The organism is Ruixingdingia sedimenti (genome assembly GCF_031432425.1).
GTDB lineage: Bacteria > Pseudomonadota > Alphaproteobacteria > Rhodobacterales > Rhodobacteraceae > Ruixingdingia > Ruixingdingia sedimenti.
Genome location: NZ_JAVKPH010000001.1, coordinates 161,881 through 183,229, shown reverse-complemented (window position 1 = coordinate 183,229; position 21,349 = coordinate 161,881). Strand labels below are relative to the sequence as shown.

General features: G+C 70.9%; 24 protein-coding genes. 17 read left to right on the top strand and 7 right to left on the bottom strand.

Translation table 11 applies throughout. The features are described 5' to 3' along the window. The first annotated feature begins 3 nt into the window (after positions 1-3). Complete coding sequence (locus tag RGD00_RS00965) at positions 4-1,218, top strand: DUF1501 domain-containing protein (protein ID WP_310455223.1); 1,215 nt, start codon at positions 4-6, stop codon at positions 1,216-1,218. A 192-nt stretch (positions 1,219-1,410) separates the two neighbouring features. On the opposite strand, the gene RGD00_RS00960 is transcribed toward RGD00_RS00965, so the two are convergent. Then, positions 1,411-2,223 (bottom strand): response regulator, encoded by an 813-nt coding sequence (locus RGD00_RS00960; protein WP_310455222.1) that lies wholly within the window; start codon positions 2,221-2,223, stop codon positions 1,411-1,413. A gap of 132 nt (positions 2,224-2,355) precedes the next feature. Between RGD00_RS00960 and mce the strand changes: the two genes are divergently transcribed. Next, positions 2,356-2,760: a methylmalonyl-CoA epimerase gene (mce, locus tag RGD00_RS00955; protein WP_310455220.1), complete on the top strand. Its 405-nt coding sequence runs from the start codon at positions 2,356-2,358 to the stop codon at positions 2,758-2,760. Then, positions 2,757-3,050 carry a DUF1467 family protein gene (locus tag RGD00_RS00950; protein WP_310455218.1) on the top strand — a complete coding sequence of 98 codons (294 nt, stop codon included), beginning with the start codon at positions 2,757-2,759 and terminating at the stop codon, positions 3,048-3,050. The genes mce and RGD00_RS00950 overlap by 4 nt, the downstream gene beginning before the upstream one ends. Here RGD00_RS00950 and RGD00_RS00945 read toward each other — a convergent pair. Next, positions 2,989-3,702 (bottom strand): EI24 domain-containing protein, encoded by a 714-nt coding sequence (locus RGD00_RS00945; protein WP_310455502.1) that lies wholly within the window; start codon positions 3,700-3,702, stop codon positions 2,989-2,991. The two genes, RGD00_RS00950 and RGD00_RS00945, sit on opposite strands and share 62 nt — an antisense overlap. After that, the gene (locus RGD00_RS00940; RefSeq protein WP_310455216.1) at positions 3,702-4,289 is read right to left on the bottom strand and encodes a nitroreductase family protein; all 588 of its coding nucleotides are present in this window, start codon (positions 4,287-4,289) and stop codon (positions 3,702-3,704) included. Before RGD00_RS00940 ends, RGD00_RS00945 begins: the two co-directional genes overlap by 1 nt. A gap of 169 nt (positions 4,290-4,458) precedes the next feature. On the opposite strand from RGD00_RS00940, the gene RGD00_RS00935 reads away from it, so the two are divergent. Together RGD00_RS00935 and RGD00_RS00930 are read left to right on the top strand one after the other, a co-directional pair. Further along, positions 4,459-4,938 carry a transglycosylase SLT domain-containing protein gene (locus tag RGD00_RS00935; RefSeq protein ID WP_310455215.1) on the top strand — a complete coding sequence of 160 codons (480 nt, stop codon included), beginning with the start codon at positions 4,459-4,461 and terminating at the stop codon, positions 4,936-4,938. 262 nt (positions 4,939-5,200) lie between these two features. Next, positions 5,201-5,455, top strand: coding sequence for a DUF167 domain-containing protein (locus RGD00_RS00930; RefSeq protein WP_310455500.1), 255 nt, complete (start codon positions 5,201-5,203; stop codon positions 5,453-5,455). Positions 5,456-5,457: 2 nt separating this feature from the next. On the opposite strand, the gene RGD00_RS00925 is transcribed toward RGD00_RS00930, so the two are convergent. Beyond that, a complete protein-coding gene (locus RGD00_RS00925) occupies positions 5,458-5,709 on the bottom strand; it encodes a hypothetical protein (RefSeq protein WP_310455213.1) in 252 nt (83 codons plus the stop codon). Between the two features lie 167 nt (positions 5,710-5,876). On the opposite strand from RGD00_RS00925, the gene RGD00_RS00920 reads away from it, so the two are divergent. From RGD00_RS00920 to pgi, 8 genes are all read left to right on the top strand, one after another. Then, complete coding sequence (locus tag RGD00_RS00920; RefSeq protein WP_310455211.1) at positions 5,877-6,629, top strand: M48 family metallopeptidase; 753 nt, start codon at positions 5,877-5,879, stop codon at positions 6,627-6,629. 84 nt (positions 6,630-6,713) lie between these two features. After that, on the top strand, positions 6,714-6,968 hold the full coding sequence (locus RGD00_RS00915; RefSeq protein ID WP_310455209.1) for a DUF6455 family protein: 255 nt from the start codon (positions 6,714-6,716) through the stop codon (positions 6,966-6,968). A 58-nt stretch (positions 6,969-7,026) separates the two neighbouring features. Beyond that, complete coding sequence (locus RGD00_RS00910; RefSeq protein WP_310455208.1) at positions 7,027-7,662, top strand: DNA-3-methyladenine glycosylase family protein; 636 nt, start codon at positions 7,027-7,029, stop codon at positions 7,660-7,662. Further along, the gene (locus RGD00_RS00905; RefSeq protein WP_310455207.1) at positions 7,659-8,321 is read left to right on the top strand and encodes an alpha/beta hydrolase; all 663 of its coding nucleotides are present in this window, start codon (positions 7,659-7,661) and stop codon (positions 8,319-8,321) included. The genes RGD00_RS00910 and RGD00_RS00905 overlap by 4 nt, the downstream gene beginning before the upstream one ends. A 144-nt stretch (positions 8,322-8,465) precedes the next feature. Further along, entirely contained in the window at positions 8,466-9,062 is a 597-nt protein-coding gene (locus RGD00_RS00900; RefSeq protein ID WP_310455206.1) for an HNH endonuclease, read from the top strand. Between the two features lie 101 nt (positions 9,063-9,163). Continuing rightward, positions 9,164-10,618 (top strand): glucose-6-phosphate dehydrogenase, encoded by a 1,455-nt coding sequence (zwf, locus tag RGD00_RS00895; RefSeq protein ID WP_310455205.1) that lies wholly within the window; start codon positions 9,164-9,166, stop codon positions 10,616-10,618. After that, entirely contained in the window at positions 10,615-11,280 is a 666-nt protein-coding gene (gene pgl, locus RGD00_RS00890; RefSeq protein WP_310455204.1) for a 6-phosphogluconolactonase, read from the top strand. The genes zwf and pgl overlap by 4 nt, the downstream gene beginning before the upstream one ends. Before the next feature lie 8 nt (positions 11,281-11,288). Then, positions 11,289-12,896, top strand: coding sequence for a glucose-6-phosphate isomerase (gene pgi / locus RGD00_RS00885; protein WP_310455202.1), 1,608 nt, complete (start codon positions 11,289-11,291; stop codon positions 12,894-12,896). Here the strand turns inward: pgi and RGD00_RS00880 are convergent. Further along, positions 12,873-15,521 (bottom strand): hybrid sensor histidine kinase/response regulator, encoded by a 2,649-nt coding sequence (locus RGD00_RS00880; protein ID WP_310455200.1) that lies wholly within the window; start codon positions 15,519-15,521, stop codon positions 12,873-12,875. The two genes, pgi and RGD00_RS00880, sit on opposite strands and share 24 nt — an antisense overlap. 4 nt (positions 15,522-15,525) lie before the next feature. Continuing rightward, positions 15,526-16,074 (bottom strand): putative pterin-binding protein, encoded by a 549-nt coding sequence (locus RGD00_RS00875; protein ID WP_310455198.1) that lies wholly within the window; start codon positions 16,072-16,074, stop codon positions 15,526-15,528. 146 nt (positions 16,075-16,220) lie between these two features. On the opposite strand from RGD00_RS00875, the gene RGD00_RS00870 reads away from it, so the two are divergent. The 4 genes from RGD00_RS00870 to RGD00_RS00855 all read left to right on the top strand — a co-directional run bounded on the left by RGD00_RS00870 (position 16,221) and on the right by RGD00_RS00855 (position 18,749). Beyond that, entirely contained in the window at positions 16,221-16,841 is a 621-nt protein-coding gene (locus tag RGD00_RS00870; protein ID WP_425603324.1) for a response regulator, read from the top strand. 68 nt (positions 16,842-16,909) lie between these two features. Beyond that, a complete protein-coding gene (gene parA, locus RGD00_RS00865) occupies positions 16,910-17,569 on the top strand; it encodes a ParA family partition ATPase (RefSeq protein WP_310455196.1) in 660 nt (219 codons plus the stop codon). Between the two features lie 62 nt (positions 17,570-17,631). Next, positions 17,632-18,039 carry a universal stress protein gene (locus tag RGD00_RS00860; protein WP_310455195.1) on the top strand — a complete coding sequence of 136 codons (408 nt, stop codon included), beginning with the start codon at positions 17,632-17,634 and terminating at the stop codon, positions 18,037-18,039. Positions 18,040-18,134: 95 nt separating this feature from the next. After that, positions 18,135-18,749 carry a nicotinate-nucleotide adenylyltransferase gene (locus tag RGD00_RS00855; RefSeq protein ID WP_310455194.1) on the top strand — a complete coding sequence of 205 codons (615 nt, stop codon included), beginning with the start codon at positions 18,135-18,137 and terminating at the stop codon, positions 18,747-18,749. A gap of 195 nt (positions 18,750-18,944) precedes the next feature. On the opposite strand, the gene RGD00_RS00850 is transcribed toward RGD00_RS00855, so the two are convergent. Continuing rightward, complete coding sequence (locus tag RGD00_RS00850) at positions 18,945-21,224, bottom strand: NADP-dependent malic enzyme (RefSeq protein WP_310455193.1); 2,280 nt, start codon at positions 21,222-21,224, stop codon at positions 18,945-18,947. Positions 21,225-21,349: the final 125 nt, after the last annotated feature.

The following is a 21,349-nucleotide window of genomic DNA, read 5'->3' as shown; positions in this document are numbered from 1 at the left end:
ATGATGCACAGGCGTTCCTTCCTGCGCGGCGCGCTGGCCATGGGCTGTTCGGCGGCGGCGATGCCGCTGATCACGCATGCGACCTTCGCCTCTGCCCCTTGGGAAAACCGGCTGGTGGTGGTGATCCTGCGCGGGGCGCTCGACGGGCTGGACCTCTTGCGCCCGGTGGGCGACCCGGGTTTTGCCGCGCTGCGCCCGCGCATCGCCGCCGACCCGGGGGCGGATCTTGACGGGTTCTTCGCCCTGCACCCCGGACTGCCCGGGTTGCTGCCGTTGTGGAAGGCGGGGGAACTGGGCTTCGCCCAGGCGGTCGCCACGCCCTATCGCGACAAGCGCAGCCATTTCGACGGGCAGGATCTGCTGGAGGCCGGAACCGCCCCCGACGCGCCCGCGGCGCTGCGGCGCGAAGGCTGGCTCAACCGCCTGTTGCAGACGGTGCCGGGCGCGCAGGCCGAAACCGCCTTCGCCGTGGGGCGCGAGGCGATCCCGATCCTGTCCGGCAAGGCCCCGGCGCAGAACTGGGCCCCCGACGCGCGGCTGGAACTGAGCGCGCAGGGCCGGCGGCTGCTGGAAGAGGTCTATCACGACGACCCGATCTTCCGCGACGCCGCGGCAGAGGCGTTCGAACTGACGGAGCTTGCCGCCGCGATGGCCGAAAGCGGCGCCGACGATTCCGGCATGGCCGCCCCCGCCCCCACCCCCGCCCCGGCGGGCGGCCCGCTGGCAGAGGTCGACCGCTTCGCCGCCTATGCCGCCGCCCGGCTGCGCGAGGATACGCGGATCGTCGCGCTGTCGCTGGCCGGCTGGGACACGCATCGCGCGCAGATCCAGACCATCCGCCAGCCGCTGCAACGGCTGGAACGGCTGGTGCTGGCCCTGCGCGAGGGGCTGGGGCCGGTCTGGGGGCAGACGATGCTGCTGGCGATGACGGAATTCGGCCGCACCGTGCGCGAAAACGGCAGCCAGGGCACCGACCATGGCACCGGGGGCGCGATGCTGATGGCGGGCGGCGCGCTGCGCGGGGGCAGGGTGGTCGGCAAATGGCCGGGGCTGGACGAAGGCGCGCTCTACGCCCGGCGCGACCTGATGCCGACCTCGGACGTGCGGGCGCATGCGGCCTGGGCGATGCGGGGGCTGTTCGGGGTGGACCGGGCGGTGCTGGAACGCACGGTGTTCCCGGGGCTCGACATGGGCGGCGACCCCGGTCTGCTGCGTTGAACGGCGGCGGGATGCCGCGGGCGCGCCGGGGCGCTGCCCCGGACCCCGGGATATTTGGATCACGGTGAAAGACGAGGGCGCCTCCTCAGCAGGGGAAGTACAATCCGCATCTTCAGGCTGGCCCCAAATATCCCCGCCGGCGGCCCCCGCCCCTTCCACTCTCGCCACCGCCGGGCGCAGGGCACCTCTTCTTCACTTTCTGTCCTCAAATATCCCGGGGTCCGGGGCAGGGCCCCGGCGCTGTCCTCTCCCCATGGACTGCGGATCCGGGGCGGTCCGGGCAAAGGCGCCCGGTGCATGGTGCAGGCGTTCGGCCAGAAGCGAGGCGAGCGGTCCGGTGCCGCCGCCGCCCGCCAGCTGCCCCGCCGCGCGTTCCAGCGCGCCATCGCCCGCGCTGCGCGCCACGCCGGACAGGAACTGCGCCAGATAGGCCCGCCCCGCGGCATCCGGGCGGGTGGCGATCAGTTGCGCCGCGCGCGCCAGATCCTCGTGCAGGGCCAGCGCGTCGGGGGGCGGGGCGGCCGGCGGGTCCGCGCCGGGCGGGCCGCGCCCGGGCAGGATCGCGCGCAGCGCCGCCTGAAAGGCCGCCAGCCCCGCCACCGGCTTTTCCAGAAACCCCGCGGCGCCCGCCCGCAGCGCCGCCGCGCGGGCGCCGGGATCGCCGCTCATTCCCAGAACCGGCGGCGCATCCGGCCCCGCGCGCGCCAGTTCCGCGATCAGCGCCGTGCCCGGCCCGTCGGGCAGGCCCAGATCGACCAGCACCGCATCGGGGCGGTAGCGCGCCAGAATCCGGCGCGCATCGCGCAGCGTGCCCGCCCGGCGCAGCCGTGCGCCCGACCGTTGCGCCATCAGCCGCAGCGCCTCTGACGCGAAGCGGCTGTCCTCCACCGCCAGCAGCACCAGCCCCTGCATCGGCAGCGCAGGCGCGGGCGGGGCGGGGTGCACGGGGTGCGGCACGGGGGGCGGCGGCAGCGGGCGCATCGGGGCGAACGGCAGTTCTGGCATCCTCGGGCCCTCCGGCAGCGCGATTCAGCCCCCAGTTTGCCCCGTGCCCCTTAACCGCAGGTAAACGCCGCCCCTTGCCAGCCGGGCCCCCGCGCCGCATAACGCCCCCGACCATCCAGCCCGGAGCCCGCCATGATCGGACGTCTCAACCATGTCGCCATCGCCGTCCCCGACCTTGCCGCGGCGGCGGATCAGTACCGCAACACGCTCGGCGCCGTGGTGCGCGATCCGCAGGACGAACCCGACCATGGCGTGACGGTGGTGTTCATCGAACTGCCGAACACCAAGATCGAATTGCTCTACCCCTTGGGCGACAATTCCCCCATCGCCGGGTTCCTCGAAAAGAACCCTTCGGGCGGCATCCACCATATCTGCTACGAGGTCGACGACATCCTCGCCGCGCGCGACCGGCTGAAGGCCGCGGGCGCGCGCGTTCTGGGCAATGGGGAGCCGAAGATCGGCGCGCATGGCAAGCCGGTGCTGTTCCTGCATCCCAAGGATTTCAACGGCTGCCTGGTGGAGCTTGAACAGGTATGAGCATCACCGCCGCCGCCGTCCTGTTCCTCGTCTGCTGGTTTCTGGTGTTCTTCATCGTGCTGCCGCTGCGGCTGACCACGCAGGGCGAGGCGGGCGATGTGGTCGAGGGCACGCCGTCGAGCGCGCCCGCGGGTTTCATCGTGCGGCGCAAGGCGCTGATCACCACCGTGGTGGCGGTGGTGGTCTGGGCGGTGCTGTCGGGCATCATCCTGTCGGGTGTGGTCAGCGTCAGGGATTTCGACTTCCGCGGAACGATGCATCCCCGACCAGCCGATGATAGAGGTGAGTGAAGGTCGCCACCCCCAGCACCGGGATCAGCAGGTTCACGATCGGAACCGATAGCGGCGCCGCCATCAGCACCCCGGCCAGCCAGACCTGCGCCGGATGGCGGCGGCGCAATTCCCGCGCGCCCTGCCGGCCGAGCCGCCGCATGGCGACCAGCGTGAAATATTCGCGGCCCAGAAGGAACCCGTTCAACCCCCAGAACACCACCGGGATGAACGGCCCCGCAAAGGCGTAAAGCACCAGCGCCAGCACGTTGAGCGCCACCAGCACGCCGAAGAAATTCGCGCTGTCGATCAGCTGGTCCATCAGCGGAACCGGGGTGGCGGGGGGCAGGCCGGGGTAATGGCGATCCTCGACCGCCTGCGCCACATCGTCGAGGAAGAACCCGGTGAACGCCGCCGCCACCGGCACCATCAGGAACACGCTGAGCCCGATCATGAACACAAGCGAGCCCCAGGACAGCAGCGTGTCGAGCCCGCCGACCTCGCCCACCCAGGGGATGGTGATGCTGTCGGGCGTCAGGATCTGGATCGCGCCCAGAAACAGCGCATAGACCCCCGCCAGCAGGGCGAAGGTCAGGATCAGGCCCAGAAACAGCACCCGGCGAAAGCGCCGGTCGCCGATCTGGCCGACCGCGCGGAGGAAATCCGCAAGGATCATTCGGACACCCAGGTGGTGATCGCGCCGATGTCGGGGCGGGGCCGTTCGGGCGGGGGCGCGGTGCGGGTGCCGATATGGACGATGCCGGCCACCCATTCCTGCGGGCCGAGGCCGAAGGCCGGTTCGGCAAAGCGGCGGTCGTGGGCGACCCAGCCGGTCAGCCAGCTTGCCCCCCAGCCCGCCGCCAGCGCCGCATTCAACAGCGACAGGCAGACCGCGCCGGCGGACAGCACCTGCTCGACCGGGGGGATGACGGGGCTTTCCCTGGGGGCGGCGATGACGGCCACCGCCAGCGGGCTTTCCGCGAACTGGCCCTGCCCCTTGGCGATGCGGTCGGGCTCGATCCCGAGCGCCGGGCCCTGCGCGGCGGCGGCCGCGGCCAGACGTTCCAGCGCCGGGCGTTCCAGCACGACGAAGCGCCAGGGTTCCAGCTTGCCGTGATCGGGCACCCGCGCGGCGGCGGTCAGCAGTTCGGCAAGGGCGTGGCGGTCGGGCGCGGGGGTGGCCAGCGTGCGCAGCGGCACCGAACGGCGGGTCAGCAGGAAGTGGCGCGCATCTTGCGGCGGGGCGGGCTGATCGGTCATCGCGGTCTCCTTTGCCTTCCCATGTCGGGGATCGGCGCGCGCGGGTCAAGCGGGACGGTCGGGCGGGATGGCCCGGCGGCCATCGGCTTGAAGACGCCGAGCCCCGCAGGGGGGCTTTCCCGAACGCGGTTCGCAAGCTATCACATCCGCGTCAGGAGTGGAGCCGCCGATGCCCCCGATGTCCCGCCGTACCGTACTGGCCATGCTGGCCTCGACCGCGTTCCTTGTCGCCTGCGGCGACCGCCCGGCCGACCGCCGCCGCGCCGATGACGACCTGCCCGCCGTCGCCCCGGGCGGGCGGGCGCTGCACGACATGATCGACCGCGCCGCCACCGATCACGGGGTGCCGGCGAAACTGGTGCATCGCGTGGTCCAGCGCGAAAGCCGCTACAACCCCGGCGCGCGCAACGGGCCCTATTACGGGCTGATGCAGATCTCGGCCGAAACCGCACGGGTGATGGGCTATCGCGGCCGGCCCGAGGGGCTGCTGGACGCGCGCACCAACCTGCATTACGGTGTGAAATACCTTCGCGGCGCCTGGCTGGTGGCGGACCGCAACCACGACCGCGCGGTGATGTGGTATGCGCGCGGCTATTACTACGAGGCCAAGCGCAAGGGCCTGCTGCGGGAAACCGGGCTGAAATCCTGACCGGCGGCCGGGCGGAGAGGGCGGCGCCGGGGCGCTGCCCCGGACCCCGGGATATTTGGGCCAGCCTGAAGATAAGGGGCGCGCCCTTTCCCGGAAGAAAGCGCCCCCGTCTTTCACCGTGATCCAAATATCCCGGGGGCGCCTGATGGTGCGCCACTGGTTCGAGAACCAGCAGGCCACGGGGCTGGCCCCCGGCGCTGTCCTCAACAGGGGCACAACGGCCGCCCTTGCACCCGGCCGCCACGCCGGGCACCATCGCCGGATGGATGACCCCGACCTCACCACCCTCGCCGAACCGGGCGCAGAGATCGCCGTGCGCGTGACGCCGCGGGCCTCGCGCAATGCGGTGGTGGTGCAGGACGGCCAGGTGCGGGTGCTGGTCACCACCGTGCCCGAGGACGGCAAGGCCAACAAGGCGGTGGTCAAACTGCTGGCCCGCGCGCTCGGCATCGCGCCTTCGCGGCTGGAACTGGTGCGCGGCGCCACGGCACGGGACAAGACCTTCCGGGTGCGCTGACCCTATTCTTCGGCTGCGCCGGGCCGGGGCACGCGGCGATAGATCCCCTCGGGCAGGTCCAGCGCCGCGGCAAGGTCGCGCAACTGCGTCAGCGACAGGGTGATCTGCTGCACCTCTTCCGTCTGGGGGTCGAGCTGTTCCAGCGTCACGCAATCGTCGAAGGCGTTGATCGTCACGTCCTCGACCAGATAGGGGCCGCCCTCGTCCACCAGGGTGATGACGGTGGCGTCGAATTCGTGCTCGATGGTGAACATGGGTCCTCCTGTTTTCCGCGATCATGGCATGGCGGCGCGGGGCGCGGAAGGCGGCTCACATCCTTGCGACGGCGTGGCGGGTGGCTGGCGGCGGGGACGGGCGCGTATTATCCTGGCGCCAGAGGCAGACCCCGGGGCATAGCCGGGGCCAGAGCATGAGGAATGCCATGAACCGATCCTTGCGTGGCCTGATGGCGGCGCTGGTGCTGGCGGTGCCGGCGGGCTGCGGCATGACCGTGGCGCCGGATGCGGGCCATGCGCCTGTCGCCCAGGCCTGCCGCCCCGCCCCGGGCGTCATCCCCGCGGGCCTGACGCCCGCCGCCACCTTCGCCGCGGTCGTCGCGCGGGTCGAGCCGGTGGCAGAGGCCGCCTGCCGCGAACGCGCGCCCTTTGCGGATTGCGATTTCCTGATCGTGGTCGACGACCGGCCGGATGCGCCGCCGAACGCCTTCCAGACCCGCGACCCGGCAACGGGACGGCCGGTGATCGCCTTCACCGCCTCGCTGATCCGCAGCGCGGCGAATGCGGATGAACTGGCCTTCGTTCTGGGCCACGAGGCGGCGCATCACATCGCCGGGCATCTGGACCGCCAGCGCGACACGGCGGTCGCGGGCGCGATGGTGGCGGGGGCGCTGGCCGCGGCGCTTGGCCAGCGCGATGCGGGCAGCCTGCGCACGGCGCAGAACATCGGTGCGACGCTCGGCGCGCGGACCTTCTCGAAGGATTACGAACTGGAGGCCGATACCGGCGGGACGGTGATCGCATGGCAGGCGGGGTTCGACCCGCTGCGGGGCGCGGCCTTCTTCGACCGGATGCCCGACCCGGGCAACCAGTTCCTCGGCACCCACCCGCCCAACAGCGCGCGGATCGACACCGTGCGGCGCACGCTGGCGGTGCTGGAAGGCGGCGGGCGCGTTTGATCCAGATCAAAGCCCGTCCGCCGGACCCCTGCGATCCTGCCCGCCACCCCGGCGGGGCAGGGCCGGGCGGAAAGGCAGGATGGAATGATGATCTTCGGCGGCGGCCCGCAGGCTTTCTGGCTGGTGCGGGGCATGGCGCGGGCGGCGGGCGTGCCGCTGACGCGGGCGGTGGTCGAGGGCTGGATCACCCGCGACGACCTGGACGGCATGGTCTGCCGCTGCGCCGAATGCGGGCGGACGGGCGATTGCCGCGAATGGCTGTCGCAACTGCACGACCAGACGGTGCCCGAGTTCTGCGCGGTGCGCAACGATATCGAGGGGCTGGCGTCGATCGTCTGACGCACTGGCCTGCCGGGGCCATAGCCGCTAACCTGCCCGCGCAACAGCGGAGGCAGGCATGGCCCATATCGGCCGCATCATCGAAACCGAATCCTGTGTGGCCGAGGGGCTCGACTGGCTCTGCCGGGCGGACCCCCGGTTCGCCCGCGCCGCGGATCTGACCGGCCCCCTGCCGCTGCGCCGCCGCCCCGACGGGTTCGAGGCGCTTCTGGGCGCGATCGTCAGCCAGCAGGTTTCCGTCGCCGCCGCCAACGCGATCTGGAACCGGCTGGAGGCCGCCGCCCTGACCGCGCCCGAAGCCATCGCCGCGGCCGGGGACGAGGCGCTGCGCGCCTGCGGCCTGTCGCGGCAGAAGGTGCGCTATGCCCGTGCGCTGGCGGATGCGGGGATCGACTATGCCGCCCTGCGCCATGTGCCCGACGAGGCGGTGGTGGCCGAACTGGTCGCGCTGCCCGGGATCGGGCGCTGGACGGCGGAAATCTATGCCATGTTCTCGCTCGGCCGGGCGGATGTGTTCGCCCCCGCCGATTTGGCCTTGCAGGAATCCGCCCGCCTGCTGTTCGACCTGCCCGAACGGCCCCGCGAACGTGCCCTGCGCGAGATGGCGGCGGCGTGGTCGCCCTGGCGGGCGGTTGCGGCGCGGTTGCTCTGGGCCTATTACCGGGTGGCCAAGGACCGCGAGGGGATCAGATGACGCGCAGGTTGAACGCGGGCCGCCGCCCGGCCCGCAACGGGGTGACGAAAAGCGTGGTCGTGTTCGTCCACGGCTATGGCGCCGACGGCAACGACCTGCTGGGACTGGCCGACCCGCTGGCCCCGCACCTGCCCGACACCGCCTTCCACGCCCCCGACGCGCCGGAACGGTGCAGCGGCAACCCTTTCGGCTATCAGTGGTTTCCCATTCCCTGGCTCGACGGGTCGAGCGAGGCCGAGGCGCAGGCCGGTGTCGCCGCCGCCGCCGATGACCTCAACCTCTATCTGGACGAGGTGCTGCGGGCCGAGGGCGTGACCCCCGATCGGCTGGCGCTGGTGGGCTTTTCGCAGGGCACGATGATGAGCCTGCATGTCGCCGCCCGCCGCGATGCCGCCATCGCCGGCGTCGTCGCCTTTTCCGGCCGGCTGCTGGCGCCCGAGCTTCTGGCGGCAGAGGCGCGGGTGAAGCCGCCGGTGCTGTTGATCCATGGCGATGCCGACCCGGTGGTGCCCTTCGCCGACATGGGCGCGGCGGGCGATGCGCTGGTCGCCGCGGGGTTCGAGACCTATGGCCATGTGATGAAGGGCGCCGGTCACGGCATCGCGCCCGACGGGCTGTCGGTCGCGCTGGCCTTCCTGCGCGAACGGCTGGGTTCCTGACACAACGCCGTTACCTGCGCGGATTATGGATAGGGCCGCAGATGGCGTCTTGCCACGCGGCAAGCGCCATATATAGTGCGCACATCGGGGCGGTTTCCCCGTCCCGGCGCCGGTTTCCGGCGGCAGGGACGGAGTCTCTAACGGATGGCAGTCACGACCGATATCGAGTTCAGAACCAGTTTCGTCCGCGAACCGGGCGCGTTGCGGCAGTTTCCGGCGCTGGTGCTGAATGCGGATTACCGGCCGCTCAGCTATTATCCCCTCTCGCTCTGGCCCTGGCAGGAGGCGGTGAAGGCCGTGTTCCTCGACCGCGTGACGATCGTGGCGGAATACGACCAGACGGTGCGCAGCCAGAGGCAGGCGATACGCATCCCCTCGGTCGTCGTTCTCAAGGATTTCGTCAAACCCCAGAAGCGCGTGGCCTTCACGCGCTTCAATCTTTTCCTGCGCGACGAATTCCGCTGCCAGTACTGCGGATCCACCCATGACCTGACCTTCGACCATGTGGTGCCGCGGGCGCGGGGCGGCGTGACCAGCTGGGAAAACGTGGTCGCCGCCTGTTCGCCCTGCAACCTGCGCAAGGGATCGCGCAGCCTGCGGGAATCGGGGCTGCGGCTGACGCGGGCGCCCCGGCAGCCGTCGCCGGCGGAAATGCACAACCGCGGGCGCAGGTTTCCGCCGAACCATCTGCACAAAAGCTGGCTCGACTATCTCTACTGGGATGCCGAACTGGAGGCATGAGCCCGGCGGGGGGGTTCGCATCCGCGGGCACCCGTGCTACACCGGCGCCGCCGGGCGGACCCCGCGCGGTATCCACGAGGCGGCAGGGCGGTACGGGCAAGATGGCTTCGCGCGTCATTCCGGTCGAGGCATTCGACATGGTGGTGTTCGGCGGCACCGGCGATCTGGCCCGGCGCAGGATCCTGCCCGCGCTGTACCGCCGGTTCGTGGCCGGGCAGGTGTCCGATGCCTGCCGTATCATCGCCGCCGCGCGCAGCGCGATGACGGCTGATGCCTTCCGTCAGGAAACCGCCGCCGCGCTGGAAGGCGCGCTGCCCCCGCCGCTGCTGGATCGCGGGCGGCTGGCGGCGTTTCTCGACCGGCTGGATTATGTGACGCTGGAGGCCGGGGGCGAGACCGGATGGGCGGCGCTGGCGGCGCGGATGCGGCCCGGCGTGGTGCGGGCCTTCTATTTCTCGGTCGCGCCGGCCCTGTTCGGCGCGCTGGCCGAACGGCTGCGCGCCCATGGCATCGCCGATGACGACAGCCGCGTGGTGGTGGAAAAACCCTTCGGCGACGATCTGGACACCGCCCGCGCGCTGAACGCCGTTCTGGCGCGGCATTTCGGCGAGGGCCAGATCTACCGCATCGACCATTATCTGGGCAAGGAAACGGTGCAGAACCTGATGGCGGTGCGTTTCGCCAACATATTGTTCGAGCCGTTGTGGAACGCGCAACATGTCGATCACGTCCAGATCACGGTGGCCGAAAGCGCGGGCGTGGCCGGGCGGGGGGCCTATTACGACCGTGCGGGCGCGATGCGCGACATGGTGCAGAACCACATGATGCAGCTTCTGTGCCTGACCGCGATGGAGCCGCCGTGGCACTTTTCCCCCGATGCGGTGCGCGACGAAAAGCTCAAGGTCATCCGCGCGCTCGATCCGGTGCGGCCGGTCGATGTGGTGCGCGGCCAGTACCTGCCCGCCCCCGGCCAGCCCGGCTATCTGGAGGATGTCGCCAACCCCGACAGCCGCACCGAAAGCTTCGTGGCGCTCAAGGTCGGCATTTCCAACTGGCGCTGGAAGGGCACGCCCTTTTATCTGCGCACCGGCAAGCGGCTGCGCGCCCGCGAATCCGAGATCGCGGTGCATTTCCGCGAACCGCCCCATTCCATCTTTGACGCCGCCGGCCAGTGGCGCGAGAATGTGATGGTGATCCGGTTGCAGCCGAACGAGGGGCTGAACCTCAAGGTGATGATCAAGGAACCCGGTCCGGGGGGCATGCGGCTGGTGCAGGTGCCTCTGGACATGTCATTCGCGAATGCGTTGGGGGCAGAGGGGCGCGACATGCCCGATGCGCATGAACGGTTGATCATGGATGTGATCCGGGGCGACCAGACGCTGTTCATGCGCGGCGACGAGGTGGCGGCCGCCTGGGCCTGGACCGACCCGGTGATCGCCCGGTGGGATGCCGCGGGCGACCGGCCGCAGGGCTACGCGGCCGGGTCCGAGGGGCCGCAGGAGGCGATGTGGCTCATGCACCGCGATGGGCGGCGCTGGCGGGAGATACGGCCATGAACCTTCAGACCTACCCCGACCGCGACCTGATGATGCTGGCGCTGGCCGACCGGATCGCGGGCGCCCTGGGCGATTTCCTGCGCCGCGAGGGGCGGGCGAGCCTCTGCCTGCCGGGCGGCGCGACGCCGCTGCCGGTGTTCGACATCCTGTCGGGCGTGGATCTGGACTGGTCGCGCGTCACCGTGCTGCCGGGTGACGAACGCTGGCTGCCCGAGGACGACCCGCGGTCGAACGGCGGGCGGATCCGGCGGCGGATGCTGACGGGCCGTGCGGTGGGGGCGGGGTTCCTGCCGCTCTACCGCCCCGGCCTGACGCCGCAAGAGGCCGCGCCGGTCGTCGCCGCCGATCTGGCCCCGCTGCTGCCGCTGTCGGTGGTGCTGTTGGGGATGGGCGAGGACGGGCATGTCGCCTCGCTTTTCCCCGGCGGGGGCGGGATCGGCGCGGATGCGCCCGCGGTGCTGGCCGTGCCCGCAGGCCCTGCGCCGGAACCGCGTCTGACCCTTTCCGCGCCGGTATTGGCGGGCGCGATGGAGGTGCATCTGCTGATTACCGGCCCCGCCAAGCGCGCGGCGCTGGAACGGGCGGCGGGCCTGCCGCCCGCAGAGGCGCCGGTGCGCGCCATTCTCGATCACGCAACCGTACATTGGGCGGAGCAGGAGTAGACACCAACATGGATTACTGGGCGGATCTCGCCGCGCATCATGCCGCCGTGGCACAACGGCCGATATTGGATTTGTTCAAGACCCCTACCCGGGCAGAGGCATTTTCGGCCCGCCACGGCGACCTTCTGTTCGATTTTTCCAAGACCAATCTGGACGACACCGCGCTGGACCTGCTGGTGGGCCTTGCCCGTGCGGCCGGGGTGGAACCCCGGCGCGCGGCTATGTTCGCCGGCGCGCCCATCAACGAAACCGAGGGCCGCGCGGTCCTGCACACCGCGCTGCGCGACATGGAGGGCGCGCTGGTCGTGGACGGGTGCGACGTGAAGGCCCCGCTGCGCGCCACCCATGCGCGGCTGTCGATCTTTGCCGAGGACGTGCGCACGGGGCGGTTCCGCTGTCAGGGCGGGGCGGTGACGGATGTGGTGAACATCGGCATCGGCGGGTCCGATCTTGGCCCGGTGATGGCGGTGCAGGCGCTGGCGCCTTTCCACGACGGGCCGCGGTGTCATTTCGTCTCGAACGTCGACGGGGCGCATGTTCATGACGTGCTGAAGGGGCTGGACCCGGAAACGACGCTGGTCATCGTCGCCTCCAAGACCTTCACCACCATCGAGACGATGACCAATGCCGAAACCGCCCGCCGCTGGATGGCCGCGCGGGTGGCCGAACCGGGGCGGCAGTTCGCGGCCGTGTCCACCGCGCCCGACCGCACCGCCACCTTCGGCATCGCGCCGGAACGGGTGTTCGGGTTCGAGGACTGGGTGGGCGGGCGCTATTCCGTCTGGGGGCCGATCGGGCTGGCGCTGATGCTGGCCATCGGGCCCGCGCGGTTCGGCGCGTTCCTTGCCGGCGGCGCCGACATGGACCGCCATTTCCGCACCGCGCCGCTGGCCCGCAACCTGCCGGTGCTGCTGGCGCTGGTGGGGGTGTGGCATGCGCAGGTCTGCGGCCATGCCACCCGCGCGGTGCTGCCCTACGACCAGCGGCTGGCGCGCCTGCCCGCCTATCTGCAACAGCTGGAGATGGAATCGAACGGCAAGCGCGTGGCGATGGACGGGGCCGACCTGCCGCGCCATTCCGGCCCCGTGGTGTGGGGCGAACCGGGGACGAACGGCCAGCACGCCTTCTATCAGATGATCCATCAGGGCACGCGGGTGATCCCCTGCGAATTCCTGATCGCGGCGCGCGGGCATGAACCCGATCTGGCCCATCACCACCGCCTGCTGGTCGCCAACTGCCTTGCGCAGGCAGAGGCGCTGATGGTCGGGCGCAGCCTTGATGAGGCGCGGGCGATGATGGCGGCGCGGGGGCTGACGGGGACGGAACTGGAACGGCAGGCGCGCCACCGGGTGTTTCCGGGCAACCGCCCCTCGGTCACGCTGGCCTATCCGCAACTGACGCCCTTCGTGCTGGGGCAGATCCTCGCGCTTTACGAACACCGGGTGTTCGTCGAGGGGGTGGTGCTGGGGATCAACAGTTTCGACCAGTGGGGGGTGGAACTGGGCAAGGATCTGGCGCTGCGCCTGATGCCGCTGCTGGAACCGGGGGCGGAGGGCACGCCGGACGAGGCGGCCAAGGACGGCTCCACCCGCCTACTCCTGCGCCATCTGCGCTGAGGACTGCGCCGCCTGCCCGGCGGGGCCGAGCGCCCGGCGGCTGCGCGCCATCGTGCCTTCCAGCGCCGCGGCCAGCCCCTCTGCGGCGGGCTTGCCGGTGCGCGCGGCCTCCTCGGCCTCTGACAGCTCGCGGCGCAGCCGGCGCAGGCCCAGAACCGCCGCCCCGCCCCCCAGACGGTGCAGCGCCTCGGCCCGTGCGGCCGGGTCGGCGGGCAGGGCGGACAGCGTGCCGGCCAGATCCTGCGCCAGCCGGGCCACCAGACGCGCATGGCCCGCCGCCCCCATCATCGCGCGCGAATCCTCCAGCGTGTCGTGGTCGAACAGGGGATCGTTCGGCGGCGCGGTGACGGCGGCCAGCGCCTCTGCCAGCTGGTCGAGGCGCAGGGGCTTGGTCAGCACGCAGTCCATCCCGGCGGCGCGGAACCGCATCAGATCGCCCGGCAGCGCATGCGCCGTCACCCCCAGAACCGGCGTATCGGCCGAACAGCCGCCCCCCGCCCGCAGCGCCTGCACCGCCGCCGCGCCGTCCATCACCGGCATGCCGACATCCGTCACGATCACGTCAAAACAGCGCGCCGCCGCCAGATCCAGCGCCGCCGCGCCGTTTTCGGCCAGCGTCACGGCATGGCCCATGCGCAGCAGCATCGCCTGCATCAGCGTGCGGTTGATGTTGTTGTCCTCGACCAGCAGCACCCGCAGCGTATCGGCGCAGAACGTTGCCGGATCGGGGGCGCAGGGGATGTCGTCCTCTGCCGGCGGCGCGGGGGCGGGCAGGGGTTCGGGCGCGGGCGGGGCGGCGGTGTCGCGCCGCGCCAGCCGCGCGGTGAAGTGAAAGCTGCTGCCCGCCCCCGGCGCGCTGTTGAGCGTGATCTCGCCCCCCATCGCCCGCACCGCCCGCCGCGCGATGCCAAGACCCAGGCCGGTGCCGCCCGAGGGGCGCGTCAGGCTCCAGTCCAGGGTTTCGAAATCGTCGAAGATGCGGGTCTGGTCCTCTGCCGCGATGCCGGGGCCGGTGTCGGCGACCGTGACCGACAGGGTGACGATCCCGTCCGGCACCCCGCCGTGCAGCCGGTCGAGCGTGATGCGCACCGTGCCGTCATGCGTGACCTTGACCGCGTTCGACACCAGATTGCCGAGCGCGCGTTCGAAACTGCGCCGCAGCCCCGACACCGTGCCGCGCGCCGGATCGGTCACGGTCAGGATCACCCGCGTGCCCTGTGCCGCGGCCAGCGTCGCCGCCTGATCGGCGATGGTCTGGGCCAGCGCGGCGGGATCGAAGGCCACCTCGGGTTCCGCGCCTTCCTCGTGCCGGGCCAGCGCCAGCAGGTCGTCGACCTGTTGCAGCGCGCTTTGCCCGCAGTCCTGCGCGATGGACAGGAACCGCCGCTGATCGCGCGACAGCCGCCCGCGGCCCAGAAGATCCATCGCCGCGATGACGCCATGCAGGGGGGTGCGCATCTCGTGGCTCATCACCGTCAGAAAGCGCGCCCGCGCCTCTGCCGCGCGTTCGGCGGCGTCGCGGGCGCGGCGCAGCGTGGTTTCAACCGCCAGCCGGTCGGATATGTCGCGCACGAAGCACATGAAGATCGGCTGCCCCTCGCTGTCCAGATCGGGGATCACCACGACCTCGAGCGGCGCGATCCGCCCGTTGTGCAGCCGCGCCTGCATGGCGAAGGGTTCGGAAAGCGTGTTGTTCGCCGCCCGGCGGCTGAACTGCGCCATCATCGTGTCCACCGCGCGCGGGTCGGTCGGGTCGGGGTTGAGCAGCGCCGGCGCCTGCTGGCCGATCGCCGTGGCGCGGGAAATGCCGTAAAGCGCCTCGGCCGCGGTGTTGAAGGCGACGATGCGCCCGTCGCGGTCGGTCACGATCACCGCATCGCGCGACGCCTCGATCATCTTGCGCTGCGTAGCACTCATCTGCCGGGTGGACCGGGCATGTTCCAGCAGGCCGCGGTAAAGATCGGCGACCACGAACAGGATCACCGACATCAGCACCACCAGCATGATCGACAGCGCCGAGAACCGCCCCAGAACGTCGCGCTGGCGAAGCCGCTGTTCGGCGGACCGTTCGGTCAACTGCGCCAGCGCCGCCACCGCAAAGCCGCGCACATCGGGGGCGAGCGCCGCCAGCTGCGCCGCCATGCCCGCCATGGCGCCCGTGCGCAGCGGCCCGCTGTCGAGCCGCGCGGCCATCTGTGCGGTGCTGCGCTGGATGCGTTCCACCTGCGCCAGCATCGCCGGGTCATGCAGGCTCGACAACAGCGGGCCCGCGGCCTCCATCGCCTGCGCGCGGCTGTAGAGGATGTCGAAGGCGTGGCGGATACGGCTTTCGGCGGCTTCGGGCAGGGGCAGGGCCGGGTCGGCATCCGCGGGCAGTTCGGCCAGCGCCAGCCGCAGGTTCAGCAGATCGACCTCGATCTGGGCGACGAACCAGGTGAGGTTGTCGGTGCGCGCCTCGGTCGTGTCGTCGAATTCGCGCGCCAGCCGCTGCGCATGCACCACCAGATTCGCGATGGCCGCCAGCAACCCCACCAGCAAGGCCAGCGTCAGGAACCGCGGCAGCGGCGCGCCCTTGCGGAAATGCCGTTGCAGGCGCTGCCAGGGGCCGCGCGGGGCGCCGCTCATGCGTTCACCCCCCGCCCACGATCAGCCCCGTCAACTGCCAGACGCATTGGGCGAAATGCCGTTCGGTGCGAAAGCGCGGCGCCTCGTCGAAGGGAAACATGATCCACAGCGGCCCGCGTTCGCGCAGCCCGAAGGGTTGCCCGTCGATCCGCCGGGTGATGATCGGGGCGGTGTCCTCCAGCGCGTCGATGGCCAGTGTGCTGCGATAGGCATTGGCGGCCACCGCGGTGACGCGCTTGCCGCGCGCGCCCGCAAGCGCCAGAACGGACAGAAGCGAGGGGCCCGAATAATGGTGCGGGCCCGATGTCCAGATCGTCGCGGTGGTGAAGCCGACCTGCGGCAGCGCGGCCAGCATCGCATCGTCGAAGGTGATCTCCACGCCCTCGGCGTCCTCGGGCCCGATCAGGCCGGATACGGTCAGAAGCGGGCTCTCTGCGTCGGGGGCCAACGCCCGCAGCGGCGCCGCCGTCAGCCCCGCCGCCAGACCCAGACCGAGGCCCAGAACCCGGCGGCGGCCGGGCGCGCAGGGATGGGACGGGGCCGGCTGCATCATGAAATCCTCGGCCGGTGCGGCAGATGGGTTGTTTCCGAACCCGTATTGGATCATCACAAAGGGGGAAAGGCAAACCCGCTGGCGCCCTTCCGGCAGTCAATTATACGGAAGTATGCGTAGGCGGTGTCGGGGTACGATTCGGAACGATGCAAGGATTGACCGTTCTCATTGCGGATGACCACCAGTTGGTGCGGGACGCCGTGGCGCATTACCTCGATGCCGAATCGGGGGCGCGCGTGTCGGTGGCGGAATCGCTGGCCGAGGCGCTGGCGGCGATGCGGGCCGCCGGCGGGTTCGATCTGGTGCTGCTGGATGTCGCGATGCCGGGGATGGCCGGGCTGGTCAGCGTCGAACAGGCGGTGGCGGCCAATCCGCGCGGCGCGGTGGTGCTGTTTTCCGGCAGCGTCCGGCGCGGCTTCGTCACCGATGCGGTGGCGCGGGGTGCGCGCGGCTTCATCCCGAAATCGCTGCCCGCCCGGGCGCTGGTCCATGCGCTGCGGCTGGTGGCCGAGGGGCGGGTCTACCTGCCGGTATCGTTCATGGCAGGGGAAACGGGCGACCTGCCCGAACCCCTGCGCCACCTGACCCCGCAGGAAGGCCGCGTGCTGCGCCGGCTGTGCGAGGGCAAGACCAACAAGGAAATCGCGCGCGAGATGGATCTGAGCGAGGTCACGATCAAGACCCACATGCGCACGCTCTGCGCCAAGCTGGGGGCCAAGAACCGCACCCATGCGGCGATGATCGCCACGCCGCATCTGGCGAACTGACGGCGTGCAATCCGCGCCGCGGCGTGTCATGCTGCAACGCGGCAGGATGGCAGGACCGGGGGGATGCAATGGGCGGGCTGGTGATCACGGTGGCGCAGCAGAAGGGCGGCAGCGGCAAGACCACGCTGGCCGTGAACCTTGCCGTCGAACTCTTGCGCGCGGGGCGGCGGGTGGCGCTGCTCGATACCGACCCGCAGGGCAGCCTGGGCCGCTGGTTCATGACCCGCCGCGACCGCGGGGGCGAGGATCCGGGGCTGGACTTCTCGACCGCTTCGGCCTGGGGCGTGGGCTATGAATGCGACAAGCTGCGCCGGCAGGCCGACGTGGTGATCGTGGACACGCCGCCCAAGGCCGATGCCGATCTGCGCCCGGCGCTGCGGGTGGCGGATCTGGTTCTGGTGCCGGTGGCGACCAGCCATGTGGATCTTTGGGCGACGGAAGGCGTGCTGGACCTTTGCGCGCGCGAACGCAAGCGCGTGCTGATCGTGCTCAACCGTGCCAAGGCGGGCACGCGGCTGGCGGCAGAGGTCGCGGGCGCGGCGGCGGAAATGGCCGCGGGCGTCGCCGCGGCGCGGCTGGGAAACCGCATCGCCTTTGCCGAATCCCTGGGCCAGGGCCGGGGCGCGTCCGAAATGGGCCGCGGCCCCGCGGCGGAAGAGGCCGCGGCGCTGCTGGCCGAGATTCTGGCCCATGCGGCCCCCGCGCAGGGTGACAAAAGCTGTGTATGATCCAGATCAATGTCGCAAGACTGCACAAGCGCCAAGTTGAACTGCGCAACAGAGGAGGCTCCATGTACACGAACATTCTGGTTCCCCTTGCCCCCGATCACGGGGCGGTCAAGGACAAGTCGCTGGATGTGGCCCGCAAGCTGATGGGCCCGGGGGGCAGGATCACGGTGCTGACGGTGGTGGAAACCGTCCCCGCCTATCTGACCCACTACCTCGAGGCGGGGCGGGAAGAGGCGAACCGCAGGCAGATCGCGCAGGAACTGGCCGCCGAATTCGCCGGTACGCCCGAAATCGCGGTCGCGGCGGTGCTGGGGCATCCGGCGCAGACGATCCTCGACCTCGCGGAACGCGACGGGCACGACTGCATCGTCATCGCCTCGCACAAGCCGGGGCTTCAGGATCTGTTCCTGGGGTCCACCGCGGCGCGGGTGGTGCGGCATGCCCAATGCGGGGTGCATGTGCTGCGCTGACCTCATGGGCCGGGCGGCGCGGGGTCTGGACAAGCCGCCCCGCGCCGTGCACCTCTGGGCGCGCGCCGGATAACCTCCGGCAGAGGGAGGGAACGGTGCGCGCTGGCTTGCCCAGGGCCCGGGCGGGAATGGTCGTCGGGCTGCTTGGCGGATCCTTCGACCCGCCGCATCAGGGCCATGTCCATATCACGCGGGAATCGCTGCGGCGCTTCGGGCTGGACCGGGTGTGGTGGCTGGTCTCGCCCGGCAATCCGCTGAAGGCCGCGGGGCCGCAGCCGCTGGTGCGCCGGATGGCGGCCTGCGCGGCGATCATGGATCACCCCCGGGTGACGATCACGGATATCGAGGCGCGCCTGGGAACGCGCCATACCGCGGCGACGCTGGCGCGGTTGCAGCGGATGTACCCCGGCGTCCGCTTCGTCTGGCTGATGGGGGCCGACAATCTGGCGCAGTTCCACCGCTGGCACCGCTGGCGCTGGATCATGCAGAACGTGCCCGTGGGGGTGCTGGCGCGGCCGGGCAGCGGCATGGCCGCCCGCCGCTCGCCCGCCGCCGCCCGGTTCGAGAACGCGCGCCTGCCCGCATCCGCCGCCCGCCGCCTGGGCCGCACCCGCCCGCCCGCCTGGTGCATGATCGACGTGCCGCTGGTCGCGCTGTCGTCCAGCGCCATCCGCGCCCGGGGCGACTGGGGACCCCAGGGCCGGGGGTGAACCCCGGCCTGCGGGGGTGCGCCCTGTGCCAGATGGTTGGCCGGGTGGAGAGTGCGGGAGCCTCCGGCGGGGATATTTGTGGACAGAAAGTGAACAAGGTGGTGCTCTCACCCGGCCTTCCTCACTTTCTGTCCAGAAATATCCCGGGGGTCCGGGGGCTGGCCCCCGGCGGCGCCCCCGACACCCGCGCGATGGTCAGCCGTATTTCGCCACCGGCGAACCCGCCAGCGCCGCCATGTTCAGCAGCCCCCGCGCGGTGATCGAGGGGGTCACGATATGGGCGCGGTTGCCCATGCCCATCAGGATCGGCCCGACCTCCAGCCCGCCCGCGCGCATCTTGAGCGTGTTGCGCACCGCGCTGGCCGCGTCGGTCGAGGCGAAGACCAGCACGTTCGCCGGCCCCTCCATCCGCGACCCGGGGAAGGAGCGCGCGCGCAGTTCGGGGTCCAGCGCCGCGTCCACCGGCATTTCGCCCTCGTAGCAGAAACCCGGCTCCTGCGCGTCGAGGATTTCCAGCGCCGCGCGGACGCGGCGGGCGGCAGGCGTGTCGAGGTTGCCGAACTGCGAATGCGAACACAGCGCCACCTGCGGCGCGATGCCGAAGCGGCGGGCGTGCCGCGCGGCCCCGATGGCGGTTTCGGCAATCTGTTCGGGGGTGGGTTCGTGGTTGATCTGGGTGTCGGCCATGAACAGCGCGCCTTCCGTCTGGATCACCAGCGACAGCGCCCCCACCGGATGCAGCCCGCCGCGCGCCAGCACCTGCCGGACATAGTTGAGGTGCCACAGATACTGCCCGAAGGTGCCGCAGATCATGCTGTCGGCCTCGCCCCGGTGGACCATGACCGCGGCGATGGCGGTGGTGTTGGTGCGCATCACCGCCTTGGCGATGTCGGGCGTCACGCCGCGGCGTTCCATCAGCCCGTGATAGGTTTCCCAATAGTCGCGATAGCGGCGGTCGCTTTCGGGGTTCACCACCTCGAAATCCGTGCCCGGCCGGATCGGCAGCCCCGCGCGTTCGCAGCGCGCGGCCACGACCTCCGGCCGGCCGATCAGGATCGGGACCTGGGTCGTTTCCTCCATCAGCGCATGGGCGGCGCGCAGGACGCGTTCGTCCTCGCCTTCGGCAAAGACGATGCGGCGGCTGGCGGATCGCGCGGCCTCGAACACCGGGCGCATCAGGAAGGACGAACGGAAGACCGAGCCGTCCAGCGCCTCCTTGTAGGCGTCGAGGTCGGCGATGGGGCGCGTGGCCACGCCGGTTTCCATCGCCGCCCGCGCGACCGACGACGCCACCACCCCCATCAGCCGGGGGTCGAAGGGCTTGGGGATCAGGTAGTCGGGGCCGAAGCTGAGCTGTTCGCCCTGATAGGCCGCGGCGGCCTCGGCGCTGGTGGTGGCACGGGCGAGCGCCGCGATCCCCTCGATGCAGGCCAGTTCCATCGCGTCGTTGATCGTCGTTGCCCCCACGTCCAGCGCGCCGCGGAAGATGAAGGGGAAACACAATACGTTGTTGACCTGGTTGGGATAATCCGACCGGCCGGTGGCGATGATCGCATCGGGGGCGGTGGCCCGCGCCTCTTCGGGCAGGATTTCCGGTGTGGGGTTGGCCAGCGCGAAGATGATCGGCCGCGGCGCCATCTGCGCCACCATCTCGGCCGTCAGCACGCGGGGGCCCGAAAGACCCAGGAACAGGTCCGCCCCCCCGATCACATCGGCCAGCGCGCGCGGCCCGCCCGGTTGGGCGAAGGCGGCCTTCTGCGGCGTCATTTCGGCCTCGCGCCCCTCGTGCACCAGCCCGGCCAGATCGCACAGCCAGACGTTTTCCCGCCGCACCCCCAGTTTCACCAGCATTTCCAGACAGGCGATCCCCGCAGCACCGCCGCCGGTGGAGACGACCTTGATGTCCTGAAACCGCTTGCCCGCAACCTGCACCGCATTGGTCACGCCCGCGCCCACCACGATGGCGGTGCCGTGCTGGTCGTCGTGAAAGACCGGGATCTTCATCCGCTCGCGGCAGATCCGTTCGACGATGAAACAGTCGGGGGCCTTGATGTCCTCGAGGTTGATCGCGCCGAAGGTCGGCTCCAGCGCGCAGACGATATCGGCCAGCTTCACCGGGTCGGGTTCGTTCAGTTCGATGTCGAAACAGTCGATATCGGCGAATTTCTTGAACAGGACGGCCTTGCCCTCCATCACCGGCTTCGACGCCAGCGGCCCGATGTTGCCGAGCCCGAGCACCGCGGTGCCGTTGGTGACGACGGCGACCAGATTGGCGCGCGCGGTATAGCGGCTGGCGGTGGCCGGATCGGCCTTGATTTCAAGGCAGGCTTCGGCCACGCCGGGCGAATAGGCGCGCGACAGGTCGCGGCCGTTGGCAAGCGGCTTGGTCGGGCGGATTTCCAGCTTTCCGGGCCGGGGCAGGGCGTGATAGTCCAATGCCGCCTGACGCGCACTTTCCTGCCGGGTCTCTTCCATCGGGGTCTCCTGATGGTTTGTTTAACGTTAAACTAACTTTAACCCGCATTATCGCCAGACGCGGGGATGCTTCAAGCGGAAGTTGCGGTCCGGGTGCCGTCGCGGGCAGGCTTGCATCCGCACGC

Coding starts and splice junctions, on each gene's coding strand:
- RGD00_RS00875 (WP_310455198.1), bottom strand. CDS start 16,074: ATGATGCAGCCGGCCCCGTCCCATCCCTGCGCGCCCGGCCGCCGCCGG.
- RGD00_RS00905 (WP_310455207.1), top strand. CDS start 7,659: ATGACGCGCAGGTTGAACGCGGGCCGCCGCCCGGCCCGCAACGGGGTG.
- zwf (WP_310455205.1), top strand. CDS start 9,164: ATGGCTTCGCGCGTCATTCCGGTCGAGGCATTCGACATGGTGGTGTTC.
- RGD00_RS00920 (WP_310455211.1), top strand. CDS start 5,877: ATGAACCGATCCTTGCGTGGCCTGATGGCGGCGCTGGTGCTGGCGGTG.
- mce (WP_310455220.1), top strand. CDS start 2,356: ATGATCGGACGTCTCAACCATGTCGCCATCGCCGTCCCCGACCTTGCC.
- pgi (WP_310455202.1), top strand. CDS start 11,289: ATGGATTACTGGGCGGATCTCGCCGCGCATCATGCCGCCGTGGCACAA.
- RGD00_RS00850 (WP_310455193.1), bottom strand. CDS start 21,224: ATGGAAGAGACCCGGCAGGAAAGTGCGCGTCAGGCGGCATTGGACTAT.
- pgl (WP_310455204.1), top strand. CDS start 10,615: ATGAACCTTCAGACCTACCCCGACCGCGACCTGATGATGCTGGCGCTG.
- RGD00_RS00915 (WP_310455209.1), top strand. CDS start 6,714: ATGATGATCTTCGGCGGCGGCCCGCAGGCTTTCTGGCTGGTGCGGGGC.
- RGD00_RS00950 (WP_310455218.1), top strand. CDS start 2,757: ATGAGCATCACCGCCGCCGCCGTCCTGTTCCTCGTCTGCTGGTTTCTG.
- RGD00_RS00935 (WP_310455215.1), top strand. CDS start 4,459: ATGCCCCCGATGTCCCGCCGTACCGTACTGGCCATGCTGGCCTCGACC.
- RGD00_RS00880 (WP_310455200.1), bottom strand. CDS start 15,521: ATGAGCGGCGCCCCGCGCGGCCCCTGGCAGCGCCTGCAACGGCATTTC.
- RGD00_RS00910 (WP_310455208.1), top strand. CDS start 7,027: ATGGCCCATATCGGCCGCATCATCGAAACCGAATCCTGTGTGGCCGAG.
- RGD00_RS00870 (WP_425603324.1), top strand. CDS start 16,221: ATGCAAGGATTGACCGTTCTCATTGCGGATGACCACCAGTTGGTGCGG.
- parA (WP_310455196.1), top strand. CDS start 16,910: ATGGGCGGGCTGGTGATCACGGTGGCGCAGCAGAAGGGCGGCAGCGGC.
- RGD00_RS00965 (WP_310455223.1), top strand. CDS start 4: ATGCACAGGCGTTCCTTCCTGCGCGGCGCGCTGGCCATGGGCTGTTCG.
- RGD00_RS00860 (WP_310455195.1), top strand. CDS start 17,632: ATGTACACGAACATTCTGGTTCCCCTTGCCCCCGATCACGGGGCGGTC.
- RGD00_RS00960 (WP_310455222.1), bottom strand. CDS start 2,223: ATGCCAGAACTGCCGTTCGCCCCGATGCGCCCGCTGCCGCCGCCCCCC.
- RGD00_RS00900 (WP_310455206.1), top strand. CDS start 8,466: ATGGCAGTCACGACCGATATCGAGTTCAGAACCAGTTTCGTCCGCGAA.
- RGD00_RS00925 (WP_310455213.1), bottom strand. CDS start 5,709: ATGTTCACCATCGAGCACGAATTCGACGCCACCGTCATCACCCTGGTG.
- RGD00_RS00940 (WP_310455216.1), bottom strand. CDS start 4,289: ATGACCGATCAGCCCGCCCCGCCGCAAGATGCGCGCCACTTCCTGCTG.
- RGD00_RS00930 (WP_310455500.1), top strand. CDS start 5,201: ATGGATGACCCCGACCTCACCACCCTCGCCGAACCGGGCGCAGAGATC.